The following is a 20,713-nucleotide window of genomic DNA, read 5'->3' on the forward strand; positions in this document are numbered from 1 at the left end:
AAGGGTTCTCGATGTCTTGTGCATCTTGCTTTCAGTTCATTTTGCAATTGCCTACCTGACATTGACACGGCCGATGGTCGATTTCGGAGTATATAAAAACATCGACCAGTTGCGTGGTCCGTTTGCATTCCGCTTGCTCCCCGCGCTTCTGTGGAGATGGGTGACCATACCTGCCGATTTTTTACATCGGCATATACCGCATCTTTTTCTACCCCGGTTGAATGCTCCCTTCGATTCAAACGACAACTGGTTTCTCTTCTTTCTTACGTTCGCCGCCCTGCTCGGCACGCTCAGCATCGCGAGGCGGCTGGCGCGTGATATCGGCAAATCAGAAGGATTCGAGTGGCTTGCGCTCGGAATGGCGTATGCCGCCTACTTCGACACCATTCTGGTGCTGAATCGAAACCTTTTCTATCCCTACGATCTGACTGCTTTATTCTTCTTCACCGCGTTGTCTTATCTGGCATATCGCGGCCGTGCTCTTGCTTTTGCCCTGGTGCTTGTGCCAGCGATGATCAACAAAGAGACCGCAGCCATGGCAATCTTTCTCTGCTTTGGTCTGCACGTTCGTCGCACCAACCTGGTGAAGATATTGGCGACCTGTACTGCCTTAGGTTTTGAGGTGATTGCGATCCGCCTTGGCCAGAGCTTCTATCTGAACTCGCTCTGCCCGGGATGCGCAGGACCGCCGGAGTACCACATGGGCATGAATCTGCGGCAGATGGCAAACCCATTATTCTGGGCCGCGCTTCCCGGCGTCTTTGGTTTTGCCTGGGTTGCGGCGTTGATCTTCTGGCGATATGCTACTCTGCGCACGCGTCGAACCGTTGCAGGATTATTTGCAGTCTGGTTTGTGGTGATGATGGTAACCGGCATCATCCGGGAGATCAGAATCTTCTCCGAACTATCGGCGCCGTTGCTCATCGTCGTCGCCGAGGGCTTGAGCGGCTGGATGGCACAAAAGAAGACGGAAAGAGTTGAGATCTCGACTCTTTAGAGCATAAGGAAGGGCGTACGACCATGCTGGCCGACGCCCTTTCTGCATTGCAGAGATTACGCCTTTACAGACCCTTCTTCACCAGGAAGAGAATCAGGTCCTTGACGCGGTTGGAGTAGCCCCACTCGTTGTCGTACCAGCTGATGACCTTGCCCGTGGTTCCGATCACCTTGGTTAGCTTGGAGTCGACGATGGACGACAGGGCATTGCCCTTGAAGTCGGAGCTCACGAGCTCCTCGTCGCTGTAGCCGAGGTACGGCTTGAGTTCGCCTTCAGCGGCGGCCTTCAGCGCGGCGTTGACGCTCTTCACGTCGATGGGCTTCTCGGTGACGAAGGTCAGGTCGACGACCGAGACGTTCGGGGTTGGAACGCGGATGGCGAAGCCGTCCAGCTTGCCGTCCATCTCGGGGATGACGAGCTTGAGGGCCTTGGCGGCGCCTGTGCTCGACGGAATCATCGACAGGGCAGCGGCGCGGGCGCGGCGCAGGTCCTTGTGCGGCGTGTCGAGGATGACCTGGTCGTTGGTGTAGCTGTGGATCGTGGTCATGATGCCCGACTTGATGCTGAAGGCGTCATTGAGCACCTTCACGACCGGGGCGAGGCAGTTGGTCGTGCAACTCGCGTTGGAGATCACGTTGTGCTTTGCGGCGTCGTACTTGCCTTCGTTGACGCCGAGCACAACGGTGATGTCCTCGTTGGTGGCGGGGGCGGAGATGATGACCTTCTTTACGGTCGAACCGAGGTGGGCCTTGGCCTTCTCCGCGTCGGTGAAGAAGCCGGTCGATTCGACGACGATCTGGGCGCCGACGGAGGCCCAGTCCAGCTTGGCAGGGTCGCGCTCTGCGAAGACCTTGATCTTCTTGCCGTCGACGGAGATGAAGTCGTCTCCATGCTTGATGTCGTGGTGCAGGTTGCCGAGGATCGAGTCGTACTTGAGCAGATGCGCAAGCGTGGCCGGCGTGGTGAGGTCGTTCACGGCGACGAATTCGATATCTGGGTTTCCGAGAGCGCTGCGGAAGACGTTACGTCCTATACGGCCGAAGCCGTTGATTCCTACCTTTACAGCCATGGTTACCGTTGCTCCTGTCAATTTATAGTGTCTTTGAACTATTGTAGAACGTTGCCGCGGCAAGGCGCATCCGGCCAGCGGGATTCCCCAGGAAATGTCTGTGATTCGTGGAAAGAGTGCAGTCTCTGGTTCGCCGATTTGCGGGCCGGTTTCGCCCTGTGTTACAAGCGACATATGCGCGAATTGCGCGATTGGATAAGCGAAAAGATGAGACGACGCCCAAGACGTGGCCCGAACGATTCGGAGTCCACGGGCAAGAGCGGGCAGGAACTGCCCGCAAATCAACCTGCTCCGCTGAGGCCCTCGTACCCTGAGCCAGCGGCTGCAACTGTAGCTCCGCAGGCTGTTGACGAACCTGTAGCATCCGCTACCGCTGAAGTTCAGGATGTCGCTGTTTCTGCGCCAGAGCCATCGGAGCAAAAGGTCGTTGTGGAGACGCAGCCTGAGTCGCTTGCGACCCCACCTGCGGAGCAGTCGGCGGCGAAGTCCCCAAAGGGTTCCGTGGTCCTTACGATTGGCCTCCCCGGATCAGGTAAAACGACCTGGTACAAGCGCCGTGGTGTTACACCGCTTTCGAGCGACCTGCTGCGCACCATCCTGTTTGACGACATCACGGAGCAGCGTTACCAGGGGCTGGTCTTCTCCACGTTGCGCAGCCTTCTGCGTGCGCGGCTGATTGCCAAGATGCCCTGGAACTATGTCGACGCGACGAACCTCTCGCCTCACGAGCGGCGCCAGTGGATCCGCATGGCGAAGAGCTTCGGCTACGAGGTGCAGGCGGTCTTCTTCGATGTGCCGCTGGCCGTCTGCATGGACCGGAACCGCAAGCGCGAGCGCGCCGTGACCGACGAGGTAATGCAGAAGATGGCCGACCGCCTGAAGCCTCCGAGCTTCAAGGAAGGCTTCGAGAAGATCACCATCGTGCGCGTCAAAGGCCAACCCGGCACGACGCCAGAACCGATCGCCGCTGACCAGCAGCACGGAGCCGAGTCCGACCCCGAGGCGGCGCAGTAGCGACGCACGCGGTAGAGTAACGACATGCCCACGGCTGGCGTTGAGTTCGCGAAGGTGAGCTACACGGCAGCAGGTGGGCATCTTGTTTTGCGCGACATCTCACTGAAGCTTGAGGCGGGGACGACGACGGCGCTGCTTGGCCGCAGCGGCTCGGGCAAGACCACCCTGCTTCGGACCGTAAACGGGCTTGTATCGCCGGCTTCGGGAGAGGTTATGGTGAATGGCCGCAGGGTGACGGCGATTCACGATGCCGCGAGCATGGCGGCGCTGCGCCGGGGCATCGGCTACGTGATCCAGGAGACCGGCCTCTTCCCACACATGACCGTGGAGCGCAACGCCGCGATGGCGCTGGAGGTAGCTGGGCACTCCAAGGCCGAGTGCGAGCGGCGCGCCCGCGAGGTGCTGGAATTGACAGGCCTCGAGTTCGACAAGCTGAGCAAACGGTATCCCTGGCAGCTCTCCGGCGGCCAACGGCAGCGCGTGGGGCTGGCGCGGGCGCTCGCGCTCGATCCCGAGGTGCTGCTGATGGATGAGCCGTTTGGTGCGCTCGATCCGCTGACCCGCGCCGAGATGCAGGATATGCTCAAGGGCTTGCTCGGCGGATTGGGGAAGACAGTGCTGCTGGTGACGCACGATCTCGACGAGGCGCTGTACCTCGCTGATCGAATCGTCTTTCTCGATGGAGGCGAGGTAGCAGCCGATCTGCCGGTGGCAGATGTTCTGCGCTCGAAAATTTCTAAAGTAAAAGATTATGTTTTGGCGGTACATCGCGCGGTGAATGAATGATGCAGGTCATTCATCGATACGGATGGGAGATTGGGCGGCTGACCTTTGAGCACCTGTGGCTCACGCTGAGCGCCATGCTGCTGGCAGTTGCGATTGGGCTGCCCTTTGGCATTCTGCTGACGCGCAGGCCAAAGCTGGCGCGTCCGGTGATTGGTTTTGCGAACGTCGTGCAGACGGTGCCGAGCCTCGCGCTCTTCGGTCTTCTGCTGCCGGTGCCGTGGCTGGGGGAGAACGCGGCGCGGCTGGCTATCGTCGCACTCACCGGCTACGCTCTACTGCCGATCCTGCGCAATACCTATGCGGGTATACGAAGCGTCGACGCTGAGCTGGCGGGGGTCGCCGATGCGCTGGGCATGACGGCGAGGCAGCGGCTGTTGAAGGTGGAGCTTCCGCTGGCGGCGAGCGTGATCCTTGCGGGGCTGCGTACGGCGACTGTGACCTGCGTCGGCGTAGCGACCATCGCGGCGGCGATTGGAGCCGGGGGGCTTGGCGAGTTGATCTTCCGTGGCGTCGCCAGCGTGGATAACGGTCTCGTACTTGCCGGAGCGATTCCTGCGGCGCTACTGGCATTAGTTGCCGATGCGCTGCTGGGGCTGCTTGAAAAGCGACTGACGGTTCGGCGGGGATGAGCGGTATGCGTTTCATGCATCTTTCTGCCGCTGCGGTCTTTGGACTGTTTTTACTGACTGCGTGTGCGCCTCCGCGCTCTTCGCGCATCACGGTCGGAGCAAAGAACTTTACAGAGCAGGTGGTGCTGGGCGAGCTTCTGGCGCAGGAGATCGAGGCCGTTACGGGGCAGCCCGTCGCGCGGCGGTTCTATCTTGCGGGGAGCTACATCTGCCAGCAGGCGCTGGTGAGCGGCCGCATCGATGCCTACGTTGAGTACACGGGCACGGCACTTACGGCTATCCTGAAGCAGCCGCTGCCTCCGGTGGGTGAGCGGGATGAGGCCCGGGTCTTCGATACGGTGCGGCGTCTTTATGCGGAGCGGTATCGTGTTCGCGTCGAGCCTGGTCTGGGGTTTGAAGATACCTTTGCGATGGTTGTTCGCGGGGCAGATGCGAAACGTATGGGACTGAAGACGATCTCCGATGCCGTGCCACACGCCTCTGGGATGCGGCTGGGGGTCGGCTATGAGTTTGAGGAGCGGCCCGACGGCCTGCGCGGGCTTCAGGCCGCCTATGGGCTGAAGTTCGCCGAGGCTCCGCGGCTGATGGATCTGGGTTTGCTATATCGTGCGTTGTCGAACAATCAGGTAGACATGGTGGCAGGGAACTCAACAGATGGCCCGATTCGCGCGCTTGGGTTTGTGGCGCTTGAGGACGACAGGCATTATTTTCCACCATATGAAGCGGTGCCGCTGGTGCGCGAAGACTCGCTTCGCCGCCATCCCGGGATTCAGGATGCGATGGACAGGCTGGCGGGGAAGTTGACCGCAGACGAGGTTCGCGAGATGAATAATGCAGTGGATGGTCAGCATCGGGATGTGGCCGAGGTCGTCCGCGAGTTTCGCCGCAAGAAAGGTCTTTGAATGGAGGTGCATGAATGTCTGAGCAAAAGGTAGAGCCATGGCTGCGTGGGACGCGGACTGACGTCGACGCTGTGCGTCGTGGAGTGCTGCACGCACTGGAGTTGGCCGCTGAAGACATTGCGCGCTGGTGCGATCCGCTGAATGGCGAAGAGTTTGAAGTGCATCCTCTGGGCCTGCCTTCGGTGGGGTTTCAGTTGCGCCATATCGCGCGATCGCTCGACCGCCTGCTGACCTACGCCGAAGGTCAACAACTCAGCGAGCGACAACTGAAGCTCCTGCGCACGGAGGAGGAGTTCGTCGATCGCGAGGCGACGCTGATGGAGTTTGCCGAGGCCATCGAAGTATCGGTAAACCGTGTTATGGGAATCTCTTCGGCAATCTACGAAGAACCTCGATATGTCGGACGCAAGAAGCTCCCGACGACTGTCGGAGGGCTTCTGGTCCACGTTGCCGACCACACGCAGAGACACGTGGGGCAGACGGTGACGACATCCAAAGCCATTGTTGCCTTGCGGCCGAAGTGAATAGTCGTACGGTCAGCGTTTGCGGTTGAGGAGCCCACCCAGGGCGTTGGTGAGTGAGTCGGTGGCTGGTTTCTTGATGCTGGCCGGAGTCTTGCTGTCTCCGCTTAATGCACTTGCGCCACTGGTCATTGCGCCGCTCAGGTTGGGTGTAAAGGTTGGATTGGAGGTAGTTCCACCAATCGCAACTGGGATACCGTTGCGAAGCGCGTTTGAGGCCAACCCGCCGACGGCACCGGCTGCGCCTGAATTGGGGATCATTCCCATCAGCGATCCGGCAATACCGCCGATTCCCGCAGCATTTTTTCCACTGCCGGAGCCTAAGATGCCGGTCAGTTTGAGGATGATGTTGTAGTTCAGCGCGCCTGCCGCAGACACTGTCCCTGCTCCAGTTGCCGTACCAAGCGCAGGCATATCGAGCGCGAGGTTGTCGGTGCGTACATTGCCGCCGTTGACGTTGATGTTGGTGCTGAGAGAGCGGACGGCCGTCGTTGATCCAGTCTTGGCGCCGGTGAGAGCGGTGACGGCGGAGAGCTTCGACCCGAGGTCGAATCCGGCCAGGTTGGTGTTTTCGAGACGAATGGGACCGTTGATAATCGGCTGAGCCGTCGATCCGGTCATAGTCAGCTTTGTGGTCAGGGTCCCGCCCTGCAGCCGCGAGCCACTGGGCAGATGCACTCCAACGGAGGGAAGGAAGGCCTCAAGCTCGTCGACTGGCATAGCCTGTCCGTTGACTTGCAGGTTGAGCGCCGTGGTCGATCCGCTGGTCTGGTAGGTCCCGGTGATGTTGACGACAGCACGGCCGATGGTGATGGTGGCTTGTTGAATTTGCCCGGCAAGTGTCTGCATATTCTGTGCGACGGCCATCTGCACATCGACTGGCTTCTGCGACGGCGAGCCGTTTGCGGCGACCTGAAGATTCTGCGCATTGGCTGAGATGTTGGCGTTAAGGTTCCTTCCGTCGGAGAGGGCCTTCAGGTCGATATTGGCGAGCCCCTTGATGCCTGCATCGGGAGCGACGATGCCGCTCGAAGCGAGGTCGACATGCGTGAGCGCTGCGTGCGCGTTGAAGGGTGTCGAGGAGGCTTTCTGCTGGTTGAAGGGGCCGGCGGTTCCGTCGGCGCTCAGTGAACCTCCACCGGGAATCTGCGCGCTGGCCTTGAAGGGAGCGGCGGTCGTTGGGGAGATATTGTTGATCTCGGCGTTAAGCTGCTGGTAGACAGCGGAGTTCTTCTGGCCGGGAGCGGTGAGGGTAAGCGAGCCGTTCTTGATCTGCAAATGGTTGGCGCTGAAGGTGCTGAGCATGTCGCTGGAGTCGGGCGGCTTCTGCTGCACGGGAGTTGTGGAGGGCTTGTTGTCGCGAAGGACGGTGAGCCTGGGCGAGTCGACGACGAGGTCGGCGACGTGAAGCTGCTGGCCGTTCCATGTGGCAGTGAGGTCGACGGCGCCGATCACGCCGGAGATGCCGGAAGAGGACTCGACGAATCCGGCCGCGAGCGGGTCAATGTGCTTCGCCTGAAGTTTGGCGGAGAAGGGCGTGAGGGAGGCGTCCTTCCGGTTGATCGGCCCGGCGTTGCCGGCGATCGATACGGTCCCGTCGCCGGGAAGGTGTGCGGAGGCGTTATACGGAAACTGTTTGTCGAAGGTGAAGTTTTTCACTTCGAGATTAAGCCGGTCGTAGGTCCGCTTCGGTGTAGCGGGTGACCCGGCGGCAGGCTCCGTCGTTATGGTGAGCTGGCCGTCAGTCACGTCGATCTTCGCGATATTGACATCGGGGGCTTCACTGTTGCCGCCACTGGCCGGTGTTTGAGCGTGCGCTCCACCGATGGTGGAGTAGTTCCAAGTGCCGTTGACGTGACGAATGAGGTTGATCTTTGGCTCGTTGATGACAAAACCGGTGATGCTAACCTTGTGGCTCAGGATGAGCGGGATGATCCCGACGCCGATCTTGACGCGCTTGGCCTGAAGGAAGGGCTCAGTGCTGAAGGAGGGATCGTCGGAGAGGGTGGCGTTTTCGGCGACGAGGCTGCCGGAGAAGACGGAGAGGTCGAGCTTGCCGAGAGTCGCCTTGCGGCCCAGCGAGGTCGAGATCTCCTGCTCGATGCGCGCACGGAAGCTGTCGGCGTTGAGGAAGAGTGGAATGGCCAGACCGGCGATGAGAATGAGAGCGACGATACTGCCGAGGGCGATGAGAAGAGTCTTGTGACGCGCTGCCATAAAAGCCCTTTCTTTATTTGAAAGGTTCTATCTTCAGATGCAAGCAGTGTAACGGAGTCGCAGTCTCTGGATTGGATTCGTGCCTTGGGCCAATACGGGGATTCTTCGCTGCGCTCAGAACGACGACGTAAGAAGGCGAAACGGCGATACTAACAATCAGCCGACAAGGTGACCCATCTTGTCGCGTTTGGTCCGAAGATAGCGCTCGTTGGTTGGCTCTGACGGAACCTCAGCGGAGATGCGTTCAACGACTTTGACGCCGGCCAGCTCAAGCGCCTCGACCTTGGCGGGATTGTTGGTGATAAGGCGAACAGCGGGGACGCCTAGCTGCTTGAGAATCTCGGCCGGGAGCTCAAACTCACGGCAATCGGCTTTGTAACCCAACTCGAGATTGGCCTCAATGGTGTCGAGTCCCTGGTCTTGCAGCTCATAGGCGCGAAGTTTGGCCATGAGACCAATACCACGCCCCTCCTGCTGCTCGTAGAGCAGAATGCCCGAACCGGCGTCGGCGATGGTTGCGAGTGCAAGCTCGAGCTGCTGACGGCAGTCGCAGCGCAAGGAGTGAAACACATCTCCGGTAAGACACTGCGAATGAATGCGGACGATCGGCGGCGCGGCGTGGATATCTCCCATGACCAGGGCCACGGCCTCTTCGATCCGTTTTGCCGGAACGGGAATGGCATCATTGCAGGGACCGGGGTTGTCGACGATGCCTTCAAAGCCAAGGATGCGAAATTGTCCCCAGCGGCTGGGAAAATCGGCTTCGGCTATCTTATGGACTTCTGTGAAGGTCATCGTCTTTCGATTATACGTTTCGGCGCCCATGCAAGATTTGATTCGGGATGAGGCCGGGACGATGCAAAGCCAGAATACGTCAACGAATCCATAGCTGCCTTGAAGCTGGTGGAGCGTAAAGTAAGGGTGTGGCGCATATCTCGCAATCGCTGATTTTGATTACGCTGCTGGTGGAGCTTGGGGTGGCGGCAGCGCTCTCCAGCTCGCTGGCGCGGTCAAGCGTCTTCAAGCGGCTGCTGCTGGCCGAAAACAGAACCTTGCGGCAGACGGTGGGCCTGGTTGCTCTAATCTGCATACCGCTGGCTTTAGGTGTGCTGGTCCGAGTGAAGGTACCGAACTTTCTGGCTGCGGACATCTCTTTTGAGGCGACGATCCTGCTTGGAGTTCTGGTTGGTCCACTGGCGGCGATGGCGGGCGGAGCAGCGATGTCCTTGCCCGCCATGGGGCATCACGAATACTGGACTCTCCCGATAAATCTGATCATTGCCGCAATCGCGGGCACCTTTGGCCGGTTTGCCGATCGTGAAGATGTGTGGTCGTTTTCGCCGATGATCGACCTGAGCATCTACCGATGGGTGACGCGCAATATCCGCCGTCCACACCTGGATCGGCAGGTACTGCTGCTGGTGTTGATTGCGGGGATGCAGTTTTGCCTGAGCATGCTGTCGCGGTTCTATCCGCGGCGGTACTTTGCGTTGCACTCGGACGAGTGGTGGGTGGAGCTTCTGATCTGCGCCAATGCTCCGATTGTTGTGGGCATCCCGCTGAAGATATGGAATGCGATCCGCGTGGAAAAGAAGCTCGAGGAGCAGGGACGGCTGTTGTTGGAGGCACGCCTGGATGCATTACAACGGCAGATTAATCCGCACTTTCTGTTCAATACGCTGAACTCCATCACTTCGCTGGTTCGCGTGCATCCGGAGCTGGCGCGGGAGATGATCGTGAAGCTCGCGAACATTCTCCGCGTGATTCTGAAAGACCGCGAGGCGTTCGTTCCCCTGAGCGAGGAGCTTGCGTTTACAGACGACTATCTCGATATCGAAGTCGTGCGCTTTGGAGAAAAGCTGAAGGTCGTGAAGGAGATTGCCCCAGAGACGCTGGATATCGTCGTTCCGGGAATGCTGCTGCAGCCGCTGATCGAAAACAGCATCAAGCATGGGCTCGAGCCAAGGATCAGCGGTGGAACGGTGACGCTCCGCAGCCGCATCTCGGATGACGGTATGCTGACGATCGAGGTCGAAGACGACGGTGTGGGAATACCAGTCGAGCGCGACGATCTATCTCCCATAAAGGGGCCGGGATCAGGAACGGGCATAGGTATGCGGAACGTTCGTGAACGCATGGCGGTGCAATATGGAAATCTCGGAAGCGTCGAAATCAATAGCCGTCCTGGCCGTGGGACGAAGGTGATTCTGCGAATGCCTGTGCTTGAGGCTGGCGCTGTGACATGGCCGCAGAGCGGGCGCGAGGTACTTGAGGCGGCGACTCATGTCGTGGGCGATGTCATGCGCAAGGTCGACCCCGATGGCCGGCTGACTCAGGCGTTGCGTTCGAGCACGCGGCGGTAGTAGTCCTCGTAGAACGGAATGATCCGCGTAGTGCAGAAGCGGTCCTGTGCTGTGCGACGGGCAGCCTGCGACATCGCCTGAATGCGAGGTGGGTCGTTGAGCAGGGCGATAGCGGCGCTGGCCATGGCATCGACGTCTCCAATCTCGAAGAGCAGGCCGTTTTCTCCATCGTCAATGAGCTCGGGTACGCCGCCGACGCGCGTGGCGATGGCGGGAACGCTGCATGCCATGGCTTCGAGCGCGGCGAGGCCGAAGGACTCCATCTGGCTGGGCATGAGCATGAGATCGGCGAGCGGGAGAAGCTCGTGGACCCCATCCTGCTTGCCGAGGAAGTGGATGCTGTCCTGGACGTTGAGGCGGAGCGCGAGATGCTCGGCAGCGCTGCGGTCCGGGCCGTCGCCGATGAGCATGAGCCGCGAGGGAAGCGCGCGGGCCACACGGCTGAAGACTTCGATAACGTCGAGGACACGCTTGACCGGACGGAAGTTGGAGAGATGCACGAAGAGACGCTCATTCGGCGCTGCGAACTGTGGTCTCATCCGGGCGACGAGGCCGGGCTGGCGGACGTAGAGGTCGCAGTTGACGAAGTTGCGGATGACCTCGATCTCGCTGTCGATGCCGAAGGCCTCGCGTGTGCGGTCGCGTAGGTGCGATGAGATGGCGGTGACGCCGTGGGACTGTTCGATGCCGAAGCGCGTGATGGGAAGGTACGAAGGGTCGAGGCCGACGAGGGTGATGTCGGTGCCGTGCAGCGTGGTGATGAAGGGAAGTCTGCGGCGGCGCGTCGTGATGGTGTGCGTCGCGATCATCTGGCTGGCGAGCAGCGCGCTGACGGAGTGCGGGATGGCGTAGTGGACGTGCAGCAGATCGAGCGCGTAGAAGTCAGCAACCTCGGCCATGCGCGTCGCGAGTGCGAGGTCGTAAGGCGGGTACTCGAAGAGCGGGTAGGTGGCGACGGAGACCTCGTGGAAGTGGATGTTGGCTTCGCGGCCGGTTAGGCGGAAGGGCTGTGACGAGGTGATGAAGTGCACCTGGTGGCCGCGCGCGGCGAGCTCGATGCCGAGTTCAGTAGCAACGACGCCGGAGCCGCCGTAGGTGGGGTAGCAGGTGATGCCGATCTTCATCGTTTGCTCCTACACCTTCGCGGATGCGTGGACAGACTGAAGGCTACCGAAATGGATGAGCGAGGGGGCGTTCGGTTGCAGGAGTCTCGCAGGGATGGCTGCGAGGAGCGCCTGCATCTCGATCTCGCGGTGTGCGCGAAGGCGCGTGGTGACGCGATCGAGGTCTCGGTCGTTGTAGCCGGGGTGACACACAAGCTCGAAGGTCCCGTCGGACGGCAAGGCGTTGAGAATCTCGGTGAGCGTTGCCGTGTTGAGGTTTCCCGTGGCGGAGACGCCGACGGTGCCATCGGTCGTGATGACGCCGTGATTGCGGAGTTCGGGGATGCGCTGAAAACGGGATTCCAAAGAGTTGAGAATGCGAATCTGCATGCGACGTTTGAAGCTGGCGTGATCGAGCTGGCGAGTGAAAGCAGGCTCGAAGGGGTTGCGGATAGCCGGGATGGAAGCGCCGGTTGCCATTTTGACGAGAAGGTTCGCCATGCGGGGGAAGAGATGAGTGTGTTTATGGGTGTCAATGTGTGTGGGCTTGAGGCCAGAGAAGACGAGGCGCTTAATCTGAGCATAGGCTTCGCGCACGATGTCCTCTTCGCGGATCTGACCGAGGTGGAAGGCGCGGATGAAATCGACGAGTTTGGGACGGAAGGTTTTGCGGTCGGGTCCGATGAGTGTGGGGATGCGGTTTGGCGGTGAGACGGGAGTGCCGTCGGTGAAGACGAGATGGCAACCGACGCCAAGCGTTGGGTTTGCTTTGGCGATGGCAACGGCGTCGTCGAAGGCGGGGCCGCCGGCCATGAGCGTGGCCGAAGTGAGCACACCCGCGCGATGCAGTTCGAGGATTGAGCGATTAATGCCGGAGGTAAGGCCGAAGTCGTCCGCGTTGATGATGAGGCGGGGAGGCATGAGCAGTGGACTTTGGCGCAGTGTGAAGTGGTGGGCAGAGAGGGACTCGAACCCCCGACATCCTGCTTGTAAGGCAGGCGCTCTAACCAACTGAGCTATCCGCCCACTTCTTCCTCAGTGTATTGGAGCGAGTGGCGAGATGCAACGATGGACGGCAGGTTTGTCAAAGAGACCCACTGCGGATATTGTCAATCGGTGTGTGTATTTTGAAAGGACTCGAAGAGCATGGGGATTCGTTTGCATTTTTGGGGCGCGGCACAGACGGTCACGGGGTCGTCACATCATCTTGAGTGTGCGGGCAAGAATATCCTGCTGGACTGCGGTTTGTTTCAGGGCAAGCGGCAGGATGCGCAGCAGATCAATACGCATCTTGCGCTCTCGGCGGCGCAGCTTGCGGGGCAGGGGCAGGATGCGCTTACCTCCGTCGTGCTCTCGCACGCTCACATCGACCACAGTGGCAACCTCGCCTCGTTGACGAAGCAGGGGTACCGCGGACCGATCTACGCGACGCCTTCAACGATTGACCTGTGCAATCCCATGCTGAAGGACAGCGCGCACATACAGGAAGGCGATGCGGACTTTATGAATCGCCGGAGAGGGAAGCGCCGGATGATCGGGGTGCCGGAGGGCGCGGCCCCAGTGGAGCCGTTGTACACGGAGGCCGACGCGGAGCAAGTGCTGCAACAGCTCAAGCCCGTAAAGCTGCATGAACCGCAGTTGCTTGCCGGATCGTCCGCTGACGCCGGATTCAGCATCTCGCTGACGAATGCAGGGCACATGCTTGGCTCGACGTGTGTGCTGGTGAATGCGACGGAGAAAGGGCAGAAGACGCGCCTTTTATTCTCAGGCGATGTTGGAAGAAAGGACCTGCCGATCATTCAGGACCCCGACCCCGCGCCAGCGGCCGACTACCTGATTATGGAGAGCACTTATGGCAACCGTCTGCACCAGCCGATCGGCCCAGTGAAGCAGAAGCTGGCAGGTCTGGTGAGGCGCGTGGCGGCGCGCGGTGGACGCATTATCGTTCCTGCGTTTGCCGTAGAGCGCACGCAGCAGTTGGTCATGCTGCTGCACCAGTTGCACGATGAGAAGCTGATCCCCGATCTGCCGATCTTTGTCGACAGTCCGCTGGCGACGAACGTGACGGATGTCTTCCGCAAACACACGGAAGACTGGGACAAGGAGATATGCGAGTTCTACCAGAAGGGGATCGACCCCTTCGGGTGGGAACGGCTGAAGTATACGAAGACGGTGCAGGAGAGCAAGGCGCTCAACGACCTGCATGTGCCGTTCATAGTGATGTCTGCCTCAGGCATGTGCGAAGCGGGGCGCATTCTTCACCACCTTAAGAACGGCATCGAAGATCCGAGGAACCTCATTTTGATTACCGGGTACCAGGCTGCCAATACGCTTGGACGCAAGCTGGTGGAGCGGCAGCCGGAGGTCAATATCTTCGGCGAACCGATGCGCGTGCGGGCCGAGGTCGATTCGATCGGCGAACTGAGTGGGCACGCCGATCAGCACGAGTTGCTGAGCTGGATGGAGCCGACGGTATCGACGCTGAAGAAGGTCTTCCTTGTGCACGGCGAGCCATTGGCCCAGCAGGCGTTGAAGGAAGAGATCGAAAAGCGCTACAAGCTCGAGGTCGTCTGCCCGAAGCGTGGTGACAGGTTCGAGGTGTCGTAGCAGCGCTTCCGTTCAGTGCGCTGCGGCGGGAGTGAGTGGAAGAAAGCGCGATGAGGGGTAACCCTCTGCGCGAAGCTGGAGACAGCGCCAGGCTTCGACGGAGTTGAGTACCACCTTGTGATGGATGTCGTACTCCGGCGGCCAATTGGAGCCGTGCGTCCGCCAGTCAATCGACAGAGCGGGCTGGCGCGTGTTGAATGCGTTCATGATGAGCGCGGTGCGGCCGAGGTGGTAGGGCGAGCTCACGATCTCTGCCGACGACCAGCTGTGCTGGTGCATGATCGCGGATGAGTAGTAGATGTTCTGGATGGTGTTCTGCGCCTGGCCCTCTTCGATGATGTCGGCGGCGGGAACGCCCTGCGATTCGGCGAAGAGCGCCATCGAGTGCGCCTCGACGAAGTGGTTGTGAGCAGCGCCGCCTGTCATGATCAGACGAGGTGCTACTCCAGCCTTGTACTCGCGTACGCCTTCGAGGACTCTCTCTCGCTGCTCTGGTGAAGGCGATCCATCGGGTTTGGACGGTGTTCCAAGAACGATAATCGCGTCGAAGCGCGTAGCCGCCGTATTGTGTGTGGGCAGAGTGAAGAAGTTGCCGTAGACCACGAGTGTTGCGGCGAAAGCCAGGACGATGATGGCGAAGAGAAGGTTGCGAATGAGTTTCACGCCCTCAGGGTAGCAGAGGTTTCAACAGGCGCCGTGTCGAGAATTCGGTGGACCTCGGTCAGAAGTTGCGGCAGTGAGAACGGCTTGGGGAGGAAGTTCCAGTTCTGGATGCGCATCTGTTCCAGCTCGACTGGCTCCATGATGATGCCGGAGATGATCAGGACCGGCAGCGAGGGGCGCATCGATTTGATCTCGCGCGCGAGATCCATGCCGGTGCGCTCAGGCATGGAGAAGTCGGTGATCAGCAGGTCGATCTTGGGCGACCGCCGGAAGATATGCACCGCGCGGTCGGCGCTTTCGCAGGCGTGGACGCTGTAGCCTTCGTGCTCGAGAAAGGTGCGAATCAGTGAGCGAATGTCGGCGTCGTCATCGACGACGAGGACAGTGCGTGGGGCCTGGAGGTACGGGTTCTCGAGGTGCATTGTTCTTCGACGCTTCAAATTCAGATTCGTGACACATGAATTTGGATGCCGGAGGGCCTCTGGAAATCGTCGAGAACCGTACGCAAATCTTTCGATGGGCCGAAGGATAAGTCTTCGGAAGATTTTTCGCGAAAGAAGTGCTCAGGCAGCGCTCTATTGTTATAGAGCTTTAGCTGAACAGAAACTCCTTCGTCCGTAGCTCTTTCACAACATCGCGCAGCTTTGCGGCCTTTTCGAACTCGAACTTCTTGGCTGCTTCTCGCATGTCGGATTCAAGCTTGCCGATGTAGACATCGAGTTCCTGCTGGGTGCTGAAGTCGGGCATGTCGCCGGTCTCTTCGGTGAGATCGGCGTAATCGGCTTTGAGGATGCCTGCCAGTGCCATCTCCGTGGGGCGGATGATGGATTGCGGCGTGATGCCGTTCTCTTCGTTGTAGGCTTCCTGGATCGCGCGGCGGCGGTTGGTCTCGTCGATGGCGCGCTGCATCGAGTCGGTCATCTTGTCGGCGTAGAGGATGGCGCGGCCTTCGAGGTGGCGCGCGGCGCGGCCGATGGTCTGGATGAGCGAGCCCTGGGAGCGGAGGAAGCCCTCTTTGTCTGCGTCGAGGATGGCGACGAGCGAGACCTCGGGAAGGTCCAGGCCCTCGCGGAGCAGGTTGATGCCGATGAGCACGTCGTACTCGCCTTTGCGCAGGTCGCGGAGCAGCTTGATGCGCTCGAGAGTCTCGATCTCGGAGTGCATATAGCGGCAGCGTACGCCGACCTCGGTGTAGTAGCCTGCGAGGTCTTCGGCCATGCGCTTGGTCAACGTGGTGACGAGCACGCGCTGGTTCTTTGCGGTGCGTTCGTGAATCTCGGCGAGCAGGTCGTCGATCTGGCCTTTGACGGGGCGTATCTCGACCTCGGGATCCGTCAGGCCCGTGGGCCGGATGATCTGTTCGACGACGACGCCAGCGGACTTCGTCAGCTCGTAGGGGCCGGGCGTGGCGGAGACGTAGACGATCTGGCCGGTGCGCGACTCGAACTCCTCGAAGCGCAGAGGGCGGTTGTCGAGTGCGGATGGCAGGCGGAAGCCGTAGTCGATGAGGTTCTGCTTGCGCGAGCGGTCGCCGTGCCACATGCCGTGGAGCTGCGGGACGGTGACGTGCGACTCGTCGATGAAGATGAGGAAGTCGCGAGGGAAGTAGTCGAGCAGTGTTGGCGGAGGCTCGCCGGGCAGACGGCCGGACATGTGGCGCGAGTAGTTCTCGATGCCGTGGCAGTAGCCGACGGACTTGATCATCTCGAGGTCGAAGCGCGTGCGCTGGTGGATGCGCTGCGACTCGACAAGGCGGCCTTCTTTCTCAAGCTGCGCCTCCCACTCGGAGAGCTCGGCGAGGATGGAGTCCATGGCGGAGGTCTTGCGCTCGGGCTGCACGACGTAGTGGCTCTTGGGGTAGATGGGCAGGCGCGAATACTTTTGTTTGACGGAGCCGAAGAGCGGGTCGATCTGCGAGAGCGAGTCGATCTCGTCGCCGAAGAGCTCGATGCGGTAGGCGCTCTCGTCGTAGGTGGGGTAGACCTCGATGATGTCGCCGCGCACACGGAAGGTGCCGCGGCGGAAGTCGACGTCGTTGCGCTCGTAGAGAATCTCGACCAGGCGCCGCGTGATGTCTTCGCGCTTGATCTTCTGGCCCTTTTCGAGCAGCAGCAACATGCCGTAGTATGCCTCGGGCGAACCGAGGCCATAGATGCAGGAAACAGACGAGACGATGATGCAGTCGCGGCGCTCGAAGAGGGAGCGCGTCGCGGAGAGGCGCAGCTTGTCCAGCTCCTCGTTGATGGTGGCTTCCTTCTCGATATAGAGATCGCCGGAAGGGATGTAAGCCTCGGGCTGGTAGTAGTCGTAGTAGGAGACGAAGTACTCGACGGCATTGCCCGGGAAGAACTGCTTGAACTCGTGGTAGAGCTGCGCGGCGAGCGTCTTATTGTGCGCGAGAATGAGCGCGGGGCGGTTGAGCTCCTGGATGATCTTCGCCATGGTGAAGGTCTTGCCGGAGCCGGTGACGCCGAGCAGCACCTGGTCCTTTTCTCCCGCGTTGAGGCCGGAGACGAGTTCGCCGATGGCGCGGGGCTGATCGCCCTGCGGCTTGTACGTGGTGGTGAGCTGGAAGTCCATCACCACATAAGATAGTGGAAGAGCGACGGAGGATGCTGAATGAGTGACGGAATCGAGCTTTGGCTGATACGGCATGGCGAAACGGAGTGGAGCCTGAGCGGCCAGCACACTAGCCGGACCGACATTCCGTTGACCGCGCAGGGGCGCGAACGCGCCGTGAAGCTGAAGGAGTATCTGAAGGGGACGACGTTCGATGCGGTCTTTGTCAGCCCGATGCAGCGCGCACGGGAGACCTGTGCGATTGCGGGATTTGGCGACCGGGCGGTTGTGGACGACGACCTGAAGGAGTGGGACTACGGTATCTATGAGGGCAAGACGACGGCACAGATTCGTGACAGCATTCCGGACTGGAGCGTGTGGAAGGACCCGATCGTCGATGGCGAGGCGGTGGAGCATGTGGGCGAGCGTGCGGATGCGATGATCGCGCGCGCATTGGGCTCCGCGCCCGCGGGTGGCAGGGTGGCGCTGTTTGCGCACGCGCACATCCTGCGGATTCTTGCGGCGCGTTGGCTGCGGCTGGCGGCCGTGGACGGCAGCCTGTTTGCGCTGGGCACGGGGAGCGTCAGCGTACTTGGGTGGGAGCGTGAGACTCGCGTGATTCAGTCATGGAATCGAGGCTTTGACGTTTAGGGTGCTTGTGTAAGCCAAGTTTCTGCGCATGGTAGATGCCGCGGTGTCCGCTGAAGAGATAGCTGACGACGCAGGCGATCGCGGCAAAGGCTCCCGCTTCGGGGCCGAAGAGTTCGAGCGCCATCAGGCCGCCTGCTATGGGAGTGTTTGCCGCTCCGGCGAAGACGGCGACGAAGCCCATCGCGGCGAGCAGCGATGATGGCAAGGGAAGGACGCTTGAGAGCGCGTTACCGAGCGTTGCGCCGATAAAGAAAAGCGGCGTGACCTCGCCACCCTTGAAGCCGGAGCCCAGGGTGAGAGATGTGAAGGCGAACTTCGCGGCGAAGTCGTAGCGCGGCAGATGTTCGGAGAAGGCAGCGACGATGGTGGGAATGCCAAGGCCGATGTATTTCGTCGTGTGAATCGCGAAGACGGCGAGCGCAACCAGGACGCCCCCGACGAAGGGGCGCAGCGGGGCAAAGTCGATCGAACGCTTGAAGAGAGCGCTGACCGCGTGCGTGCATCTGGCAAAGAGCAGCGCGGTCAGGCCGAAGATGACGCCCGCCACGATGGCCGAGCCCATGCTCGCCGGGTTGAGCGGCGAGGTCGCGGTGACGGTGTAGATGGTGTGGTGCACTCCCCACAGGTGCGTGGTGTAGTCGCCTGCAAAGGCTCCGACGAAGCAGGGGAGGATGGCGTCGTAGCCGACGCTGCCGATGGTGAGGACCTCGAGGCCAAAGACTGCTCCCGCGAGTGGAGTGCCGAAAACGGAGCCGAAGCCCGCGCTGATGCCTGCCATCAGCAGGGCGCGGCGGTCGTGCTCGGGGAAGTAAATGCGCAGGCGCCGGAGAATGCGCGTGACCTGGTCGGCGAGCGAAGCCCCGGTCTGAATCGCCGTCCCCTCGCGTCCTGCCGAACCGCCGAAGAGATGCGTGACGACGGTGCCGAGGAGGATCAGCGGCGTCATGCGCGCGGGAATCGTCCGGGGCGAGCGCGAAGTGCGAGTGATCTCGGTATGGATCTCGTCGAGGATAAGATTGTTTCCGCCTTCGACCGATTTGCCGAGGTAGAAGTAGACCAGCCCGATGGCCAGCCCCGCCAGCGGAAGCAGCGCGATGATCCAGCGGTGCGACTCGCGCGTGTCCGTGGCCCAGTTGAGGCTGACGAGCAGCAGCGCCGAAGCCGTGCCGCCGAGAATACCGGCAAGCGTAGCCAGAAGAATCCAGCGCAGGGTGTGAGTAAGAAGGTGGAGTTGACGATTCAGAACGGACACAAAAGCAGACATGAGCCTCCTACAGAGATCGTAGGAGTCATCAGCAGCGCACGTACTGCGGTTAGAGGCGGAACCCCATCGCCTTGAATTTGTGAGTTAAAGCTAACAAGCGGCACGGGCAAGGTCAAAGAGATTCTGAGCTACTTGCGATATGCTCCGGTTGCAGCCCGACGCCGATCACACGTGCCGTAAGGTACTTGAGCCCTGGAAAGTTCACGATAAAACGAAAGATCAGCGGCGCCTTCACAGGCCCCGGGTTCAGCAGGATGCGGTTAAGAATGCGATGTGCAAACACCTGGAAGGTCTGTGTGCGTTTGACAGCCTTCTCGCGGTAGCGCTGTACGTCGGCGAGATGATGCGGCGTAAGCGAGTTTGAACGCAGCGCCTCAGAGAGCAGATTCGCGGTAGCAACTGCATCCTGGAGCGCAATGTTAATGCCGATCCCGCCGACCGGCGACATTGCATGTGCCGCATCGCCTATGCAGAGCAGACCCGGCGAAGACCACTTCTGAAGACGGTTTACCTGCACCGTAAGCAGCTTCACCTTGTCCCACGAATCAACCTCGCTTACGCGGTCGGCGAGAAATGGAACGATTCGCGTTATGCTCTGCTGGAAGGCCGCCAGGCCAGCCTCCTGTATCTGCGGGAACGTGCCCTTGGCGATCAGGTAGGCGACCTGGAAGTAGTCGATGCGGTTGATCAGGACCATCAGGCGGCCATAGTTGACATAGCCAAGTCCGTTTTCAGGATCGGAGTCATGGCGTGGCAGCCGCAGCCAGAGCACGTCGATCGGAACGCCTTCTTCGACGACGGGCAGGTGGGCAGCCTCGCGTGAAGTGGCATGGCGCCCGTCGCAGCCGACCGTGAGAGTTGCAGGAATCTCTACGGTGCCATCGGCTGTCTTTGCGATCACACCGATTGTTGTGCCGTTGTTCTGCATGAGCCCAGTTACTTCGTGTCCCATGCGAAGCGTGAAGGTGGGGAGTTTTGCGGCCTCCGAGGCCAGAAAGCTCAAGAAGTCCCACTGCGGCATCAGGGCAATATATTTCGCATGGGTATGAAGGTGGCTCAAGTCAGCAACCGTGAACGTCTGGTCGCCGAGCCGCACGGCTGCTTTCCTGATCTTGGAGTGCCTGATCTTCAGGAGTTGGTCGAGAAGGCCAAGCTCATACATCAATTCGAGAGTCGATGGGTGAATGGTGTCGCCGCGGAAGTCGCGGAAGAAGTCGTTGTGTTTCTCAAGTACCGTCACGTCCACTCCGGCGCGGGCCAGGAGAAAACCGAGCATCATGCCGGCGGGGCCTCCGCCGACGATGCAACAGGTGGTCTTTGCGGCGGTACTGTTGGAGGCAGCCATGGGTGCGATGAGGGTAACAAGAC

19 protein-coding genes and 1 tRNA gene are annotated in these 20,713 nt (G+C 60.4%); 9 read left to right on the forward strand and 11 right to left on the reverse strand.

Features of this window, described 5'->3' with window-relative positions:
• Positions 1-160 precede the first annotated feature (160 nt).
• Positions 161-997, forward strand: coding sequence for a hypothetical protein (locus JSS95_03180; protein ID MBS1798807.1), 837 nt, complete (start codon positions 161-163; stop codon positions 995-997).
• Positions 998-1,061: 64 nt separating this feature from the next.
• On the opposite strand, the gene gap is transcribed toward JSS95_03180, so the two are convergent.
• Entirely contained in the window at positions 1,062-2,066 is a 1,005-nt protein-coding gene (gene gap, locus JSS95_03185; GenBank protein ID MBS1798808.1) for a type I glyceraldehyde-3-phosphate dehydrogenase, read from the reverse strand.
• Positions 2,067-2,273: 207 nt separating this feature from the next.
• On the opposite strand from gap, the gene JSS95_03190 reads away from it, so the two are divergent.
• From JSS95_03190 to JSS95_03210, 5 genes are read left to right on the forward strand one after another with little or no spacing between them, the layout of a single operon-like run.
• Positions 2,274-3,080, forward strand: a complete 807-nt coding sequence (locus tag JSS95_03190; GenBank protein ID MBS1798809.1) for an AAA family ATPase — start codon at positions 2,274-2,276, stop codon at positions 3,078-3,080.
• Between the two features lie 24 nt (positions 3,081-3,104).
• A complete protein-coding gene (locus JSS95_03195) occupies positions 3,105-3,866 on the forward strand; it encodes an ATP-binding cassette domain-containing protein (GenBank protein ID MBS1798810.1) in 762 nt (253 codons plus the stop codon).
• The gene (locus JSS95_03200) at positions 3,863-4,495 is read left to right on the forward strand and encodes an ABC transporter permease (GenBank protein MBS1798811.1); all 633 of its coding nucleotides are present in this window, start codon (positions 3,863-3,865) and stop codon (positions 4,493-4,495) included. The genes JSS95_03195 and JSS95_03200 overlap by 4 nt, the downstream gene beginning before the upstream one ends.
• 5 nt (positions 4,496-4,500) lie before the next feature.
• Positions 4,501-5,397, forward strand: coding sequence for an ABC transporter substrate-binding protein (locus JSS95_03205; GenBank protein MBS1798812.1), 897 nt, complete (start codon positions 4,501-4,503; stop codon positions 5,395-5,397).
• A gap of 14 nt (positions 5,398-5,411) precedes the next feature.
• Entirely contained in the window at positions 5,412-5,921 is a 510-nt protein-coding gene (locus JSS95_03210) for a DinB family protein (protein ID MBS1798813.1), read from the forward strand.
• A 12-nt stretch (positions 5,922-5,933) separates the two neighbouring features.
• Here the strand turns inward: JSS95_03210 and JSS95_03215 are convergent, their stop codons facing one another.
• Positions 5,934-8,135 (reverse strand): DUF748 domain-containing protein, encoded by a 2,202-nt coding sequence (locus tag JSS95_03215; GenBank protein MBS1798814.1) that lies wholly within the window; start codon positions 8,133-8,135, stop codon positions 5,934-5,936.
• 156 nt (positions 8,136-8,291) lie between these two features.
• On the reverse strand, positions 8,292-8,930 hold the full coding sequence (ribA, locus tag JSS95_03220; GenBank protein ID MBS1798815.1) for a GTP cyclohydrolase II: 639 nt from the start codon (positions 8,928-8,930) through the stop codon (positions 8,292-8,294).
• A gap of 128 nt (positions 8,931-9,058) precedes the next feature.
• Here ribA and JSS95_03225 point away from each other — a divergent pair, with 128 nt between their 5' ends.
• Positions 9,059-10,498 carry a histidine kinase gene (locus JSS95_03225; GenBank protein MBS1798816.1) on the forward strand — a complete coding sequence of 480 codons (1,440 nt, stop codon included), beginning with the start codon at positions 9,059-9,061 and terminating at the stop codon, positions 10,496-10,498.
• On the opposite strand, the gene bshA is transcribed toward JSS95_03225, so the two are convergent.
• From bshA to JSS95_03240, 3 genes are all read right to left on the reverse strand, one after another.
• On the reverse strand, positions 10,468-11,622 hold the full coding sequence (gene bshA, locus JSS95_03230; GenBank protein ID MBS1798817.1) for an N-acetyl-alpha-D-glucosaminyl L-malate synthase BshA: 1,155 nt from the start codon (positions 11,620-11,622) through the stop codon (positions 10,468-10,470). The two genes, JSS95_03225 and bshA, sit on opposite strands and share 31 nt — an antisense overlap.
• A gap of 9 nt (positions 11,623-11,631) precedes the next feature.
• Positions 11,632-12,522, reverse strand: a complete 891-nt coding sequence (locus JSS95_03235) for a ChbG/HpnK family deacetylase (protein MBS1798818.1) — start codon at positions 12,520-12,522, stop codon at positions 11,632-11,634.
• A gap of 28 nt (positions 12,523-12,550) precedes the next feature.
• A tRNA-Val gene (locus JSS95_03240) sits at positions 12,551-12,627 on the reverse strand.
• Between the two features lie 120 nt (positions 12,628-12,747).
• Between JSS95_03240 and JSS95_03245 the strand changes: the two genes are divergently transcribed.
• A complete protein-coding gene (locus JSS95_03245; GenBank protein MBS1798819.1) occupies positions 12,748-14,208 on the forward strand; it encodes an MBL fold metallo-hydrolase in 1,461 nt (486 codons plus the stop codon).
• 12 nt (positions 14,209-14,220) lie between these two features.
• On the opposite strand, the gene JSS95_03250 is transcribed toward JSS95_03245, so the two are convergent.
• The 3 genes from JSS95_03250 to uvrB form a co-directional block, all read right to left on the reverse strand.
• Positions 14,221-14,871 carry a YdcF family protein gene (locus JSS95_03250; protein MBS1798820.1) on the reverse strand — a complete coding sequence of 217 codons (651 nt, stop codon included), beginning with the start codon at positions 14,869-14,871 and terminating at the stop codon, positions 14,221-14,223.
• Entirely contained in the window at positions 14,868-15,293 is a 426-nt protein-coding gene (locus tag JSS95_03255; GenBank protein ID MBS1798821.1) for a response regulator, read from the reverse strand. Before JSS95_03255 ends, JSS95_03250 begins: the two co-directional genes overlap by 4 nt.
• Positions 15,294-15,462: 169 nt before the next feature.
• Complete coding sequence (uvrB, locus tag JSS95_03260) at positions 15,463-17,457, reverse strand: excinuclease ABC subunit UvrB (protein ID MBS1798822.1); 1,995 nt, start codon at positions 17,455-17,457, stop codon at positions 15,463-15,465.
• Positions 17,458-17,490: 33 nt separating this feature from the next.
• Between uvrB and JSS95_03265 the strand changes: the two genes are divergently transcribed.
• Positions 17,491-18,081 carry a histidine phosphatase family protein gene (locus JSS95_03265; protein MBS1798823.1) on the forward strand — a complete coding sequence of 197 codons (591 nt, stop codon included), beginning with the start codon at positions 17,491-17,493 and terminating at the stop codon, positions 18,079-18,081.
• On the opposite strand, the gene JSS95_03270 is transcribed toward JSS95_03265, so the two are convergent.
• Both JSS95_03270 and JSS95_03275 read right to left on the reverse strand, forming a co-directional pair.
• Positions 18,014-19,345: a voltage-gated chloride channel family protein gene (locus JSS95_03270; GenBank protein MBS1798824.1), complete on the reverse strand. Its 1,332-nt coding sequence runs from the start codon at positions 19,343-19,345 to the stop codon at positions 18,014-18,016. The genes JSS95_03265 and JSS95_03270 overlap by 68 nt on opposite strands.
• Before the next feature lie 112 nt (positions 19,346-19,457).
• The gene (locus tag JSS95_03275) at positions 19,458-20,690 is read right to left on the reverse strand and encodes an FAD-dependent oxidoreductase (protein MBS1798825.1); all 1,233 of its coding nucleotides are present in this window, start codon (positions 20,688-20,690) and stop codon (positions 19,458-19,460) included.
• Positions 20,691-20,713: the final 23 nt, after the last annotated feature.

This window comes from Acidobacteriota bacterium, from assembly GCA_018268895.1.
GTDB lineage: Bacteria > Acidobacteriota > Terriglobia > Terriglobales > Acidobacteriaceae > Edaphobacter.

Excerpts from the sequence above, each read along its gene's own strand:
- bshA (MBS1798817.1), bottom strand. The coding sequence starts at position 11,622 with ATGAAGATCGGCATCACCTGCTACCCCACCTACGGCGGCTCCGGCGTC.
- JSS95_03275 (MBS1798825.1), bottom strand. The coding sequence starts at position 20,690 with ATGGCTGCCTCCAACAGTACCGCCGCAAAGACCACCTGTTGCATCGTC.
- JSS95_03205 (MBS1798812.1), top strand. The coding sequence starts at position 4,501 with ATGCGTTTCATGCATCTTTCTGCCGCTGCGGTCTTTGGACTGTTTTTA.
- JSS95_03265 (MBS1798823.1), top strand. The coding sequence starts at position 17,491 with ATGAGTGACGGAATCGAGCTTTGGCTGATACGGCATGGCGAAACGGAG.
- ribA (MBS1798815.1), bottom strand. The coding sequence starts at position 8,930 with ATGACCTTCACAGAAGTCCATAAGATAGCCGAAGCCGATTTTCCCAGC.
- gap (MBS1798808.1), bottom strand. The coding sequence starts at position 2,066 with ATGGCTGTAAAGGTAGGAATCAACGGCTTCGGCCGTATAGGACGTAAC.
- JSS95_03255 (MBS1798821.1), bottom strand. The coding sequence starts at position 15,293 with ATGCACCTCGAGAACCCGTACCTCCAGGCCCCACGCACTGTCCTCGTC.
- JSS95_03200 (MBS1798811.1), top strand. The coding sequence starts at position 3,863 with ATGATGCAGGTCATTCATCGATACGGATGGGAGATTGGGCGGCTGACC.
- JSS95_03195 (MBS1798810.1), top strand. The coding sequence starts at position 3,105 with ATGCCCACGGCTGGCGTTGAGTTCGCGAAGGTGAGCTACACGGCAGCA.
- JSS95_03215 (MBS1798814.1), bottom strand. The coding sequence starts at position 8,135 with ATGGCAGCGCGTCACAAGACTCTTCTCATCGCCCTCGGCAGTATCGTC.
- JSS95_03190 (MBS1798809.1), top strand. The coding sequence starts at position 2,274 with ATGAGACGACGCCCAAGACGTGGCCCGAACGATTCGGAGTCCACGGGC.
- JSS95_03210 (MBS1798813.1), top strand. The coding sequence starts at position 5,412 with ATGTCTGAGCAAAAGGTAGAGCCATGGCTGCGTGGGACGCGGACTGAC.
- JSS95_03235 (MBS1798818.1), bottom strand. The coding sequence starts at position 12,522 with ATGCCTCCCCGCCTCATCATCAACGCGGACGACTTCGGCCTTACCTCC.
- JSS95_03245 (MBS1798819.1), top strand. The coding sequence starts at position 12,748 with ATGGGGATTCGTTTGCATTTTTGGGGCGCGGCACAGACGGTCACGGGG.
- JSS95_03270 (MBS1798824.1), bottom strand. The coding sequence starts at position 19,345 with ATGTCTGCTTTTGTGTCCGTTCTGAATCGTCAACTCCACCTTCTTACT.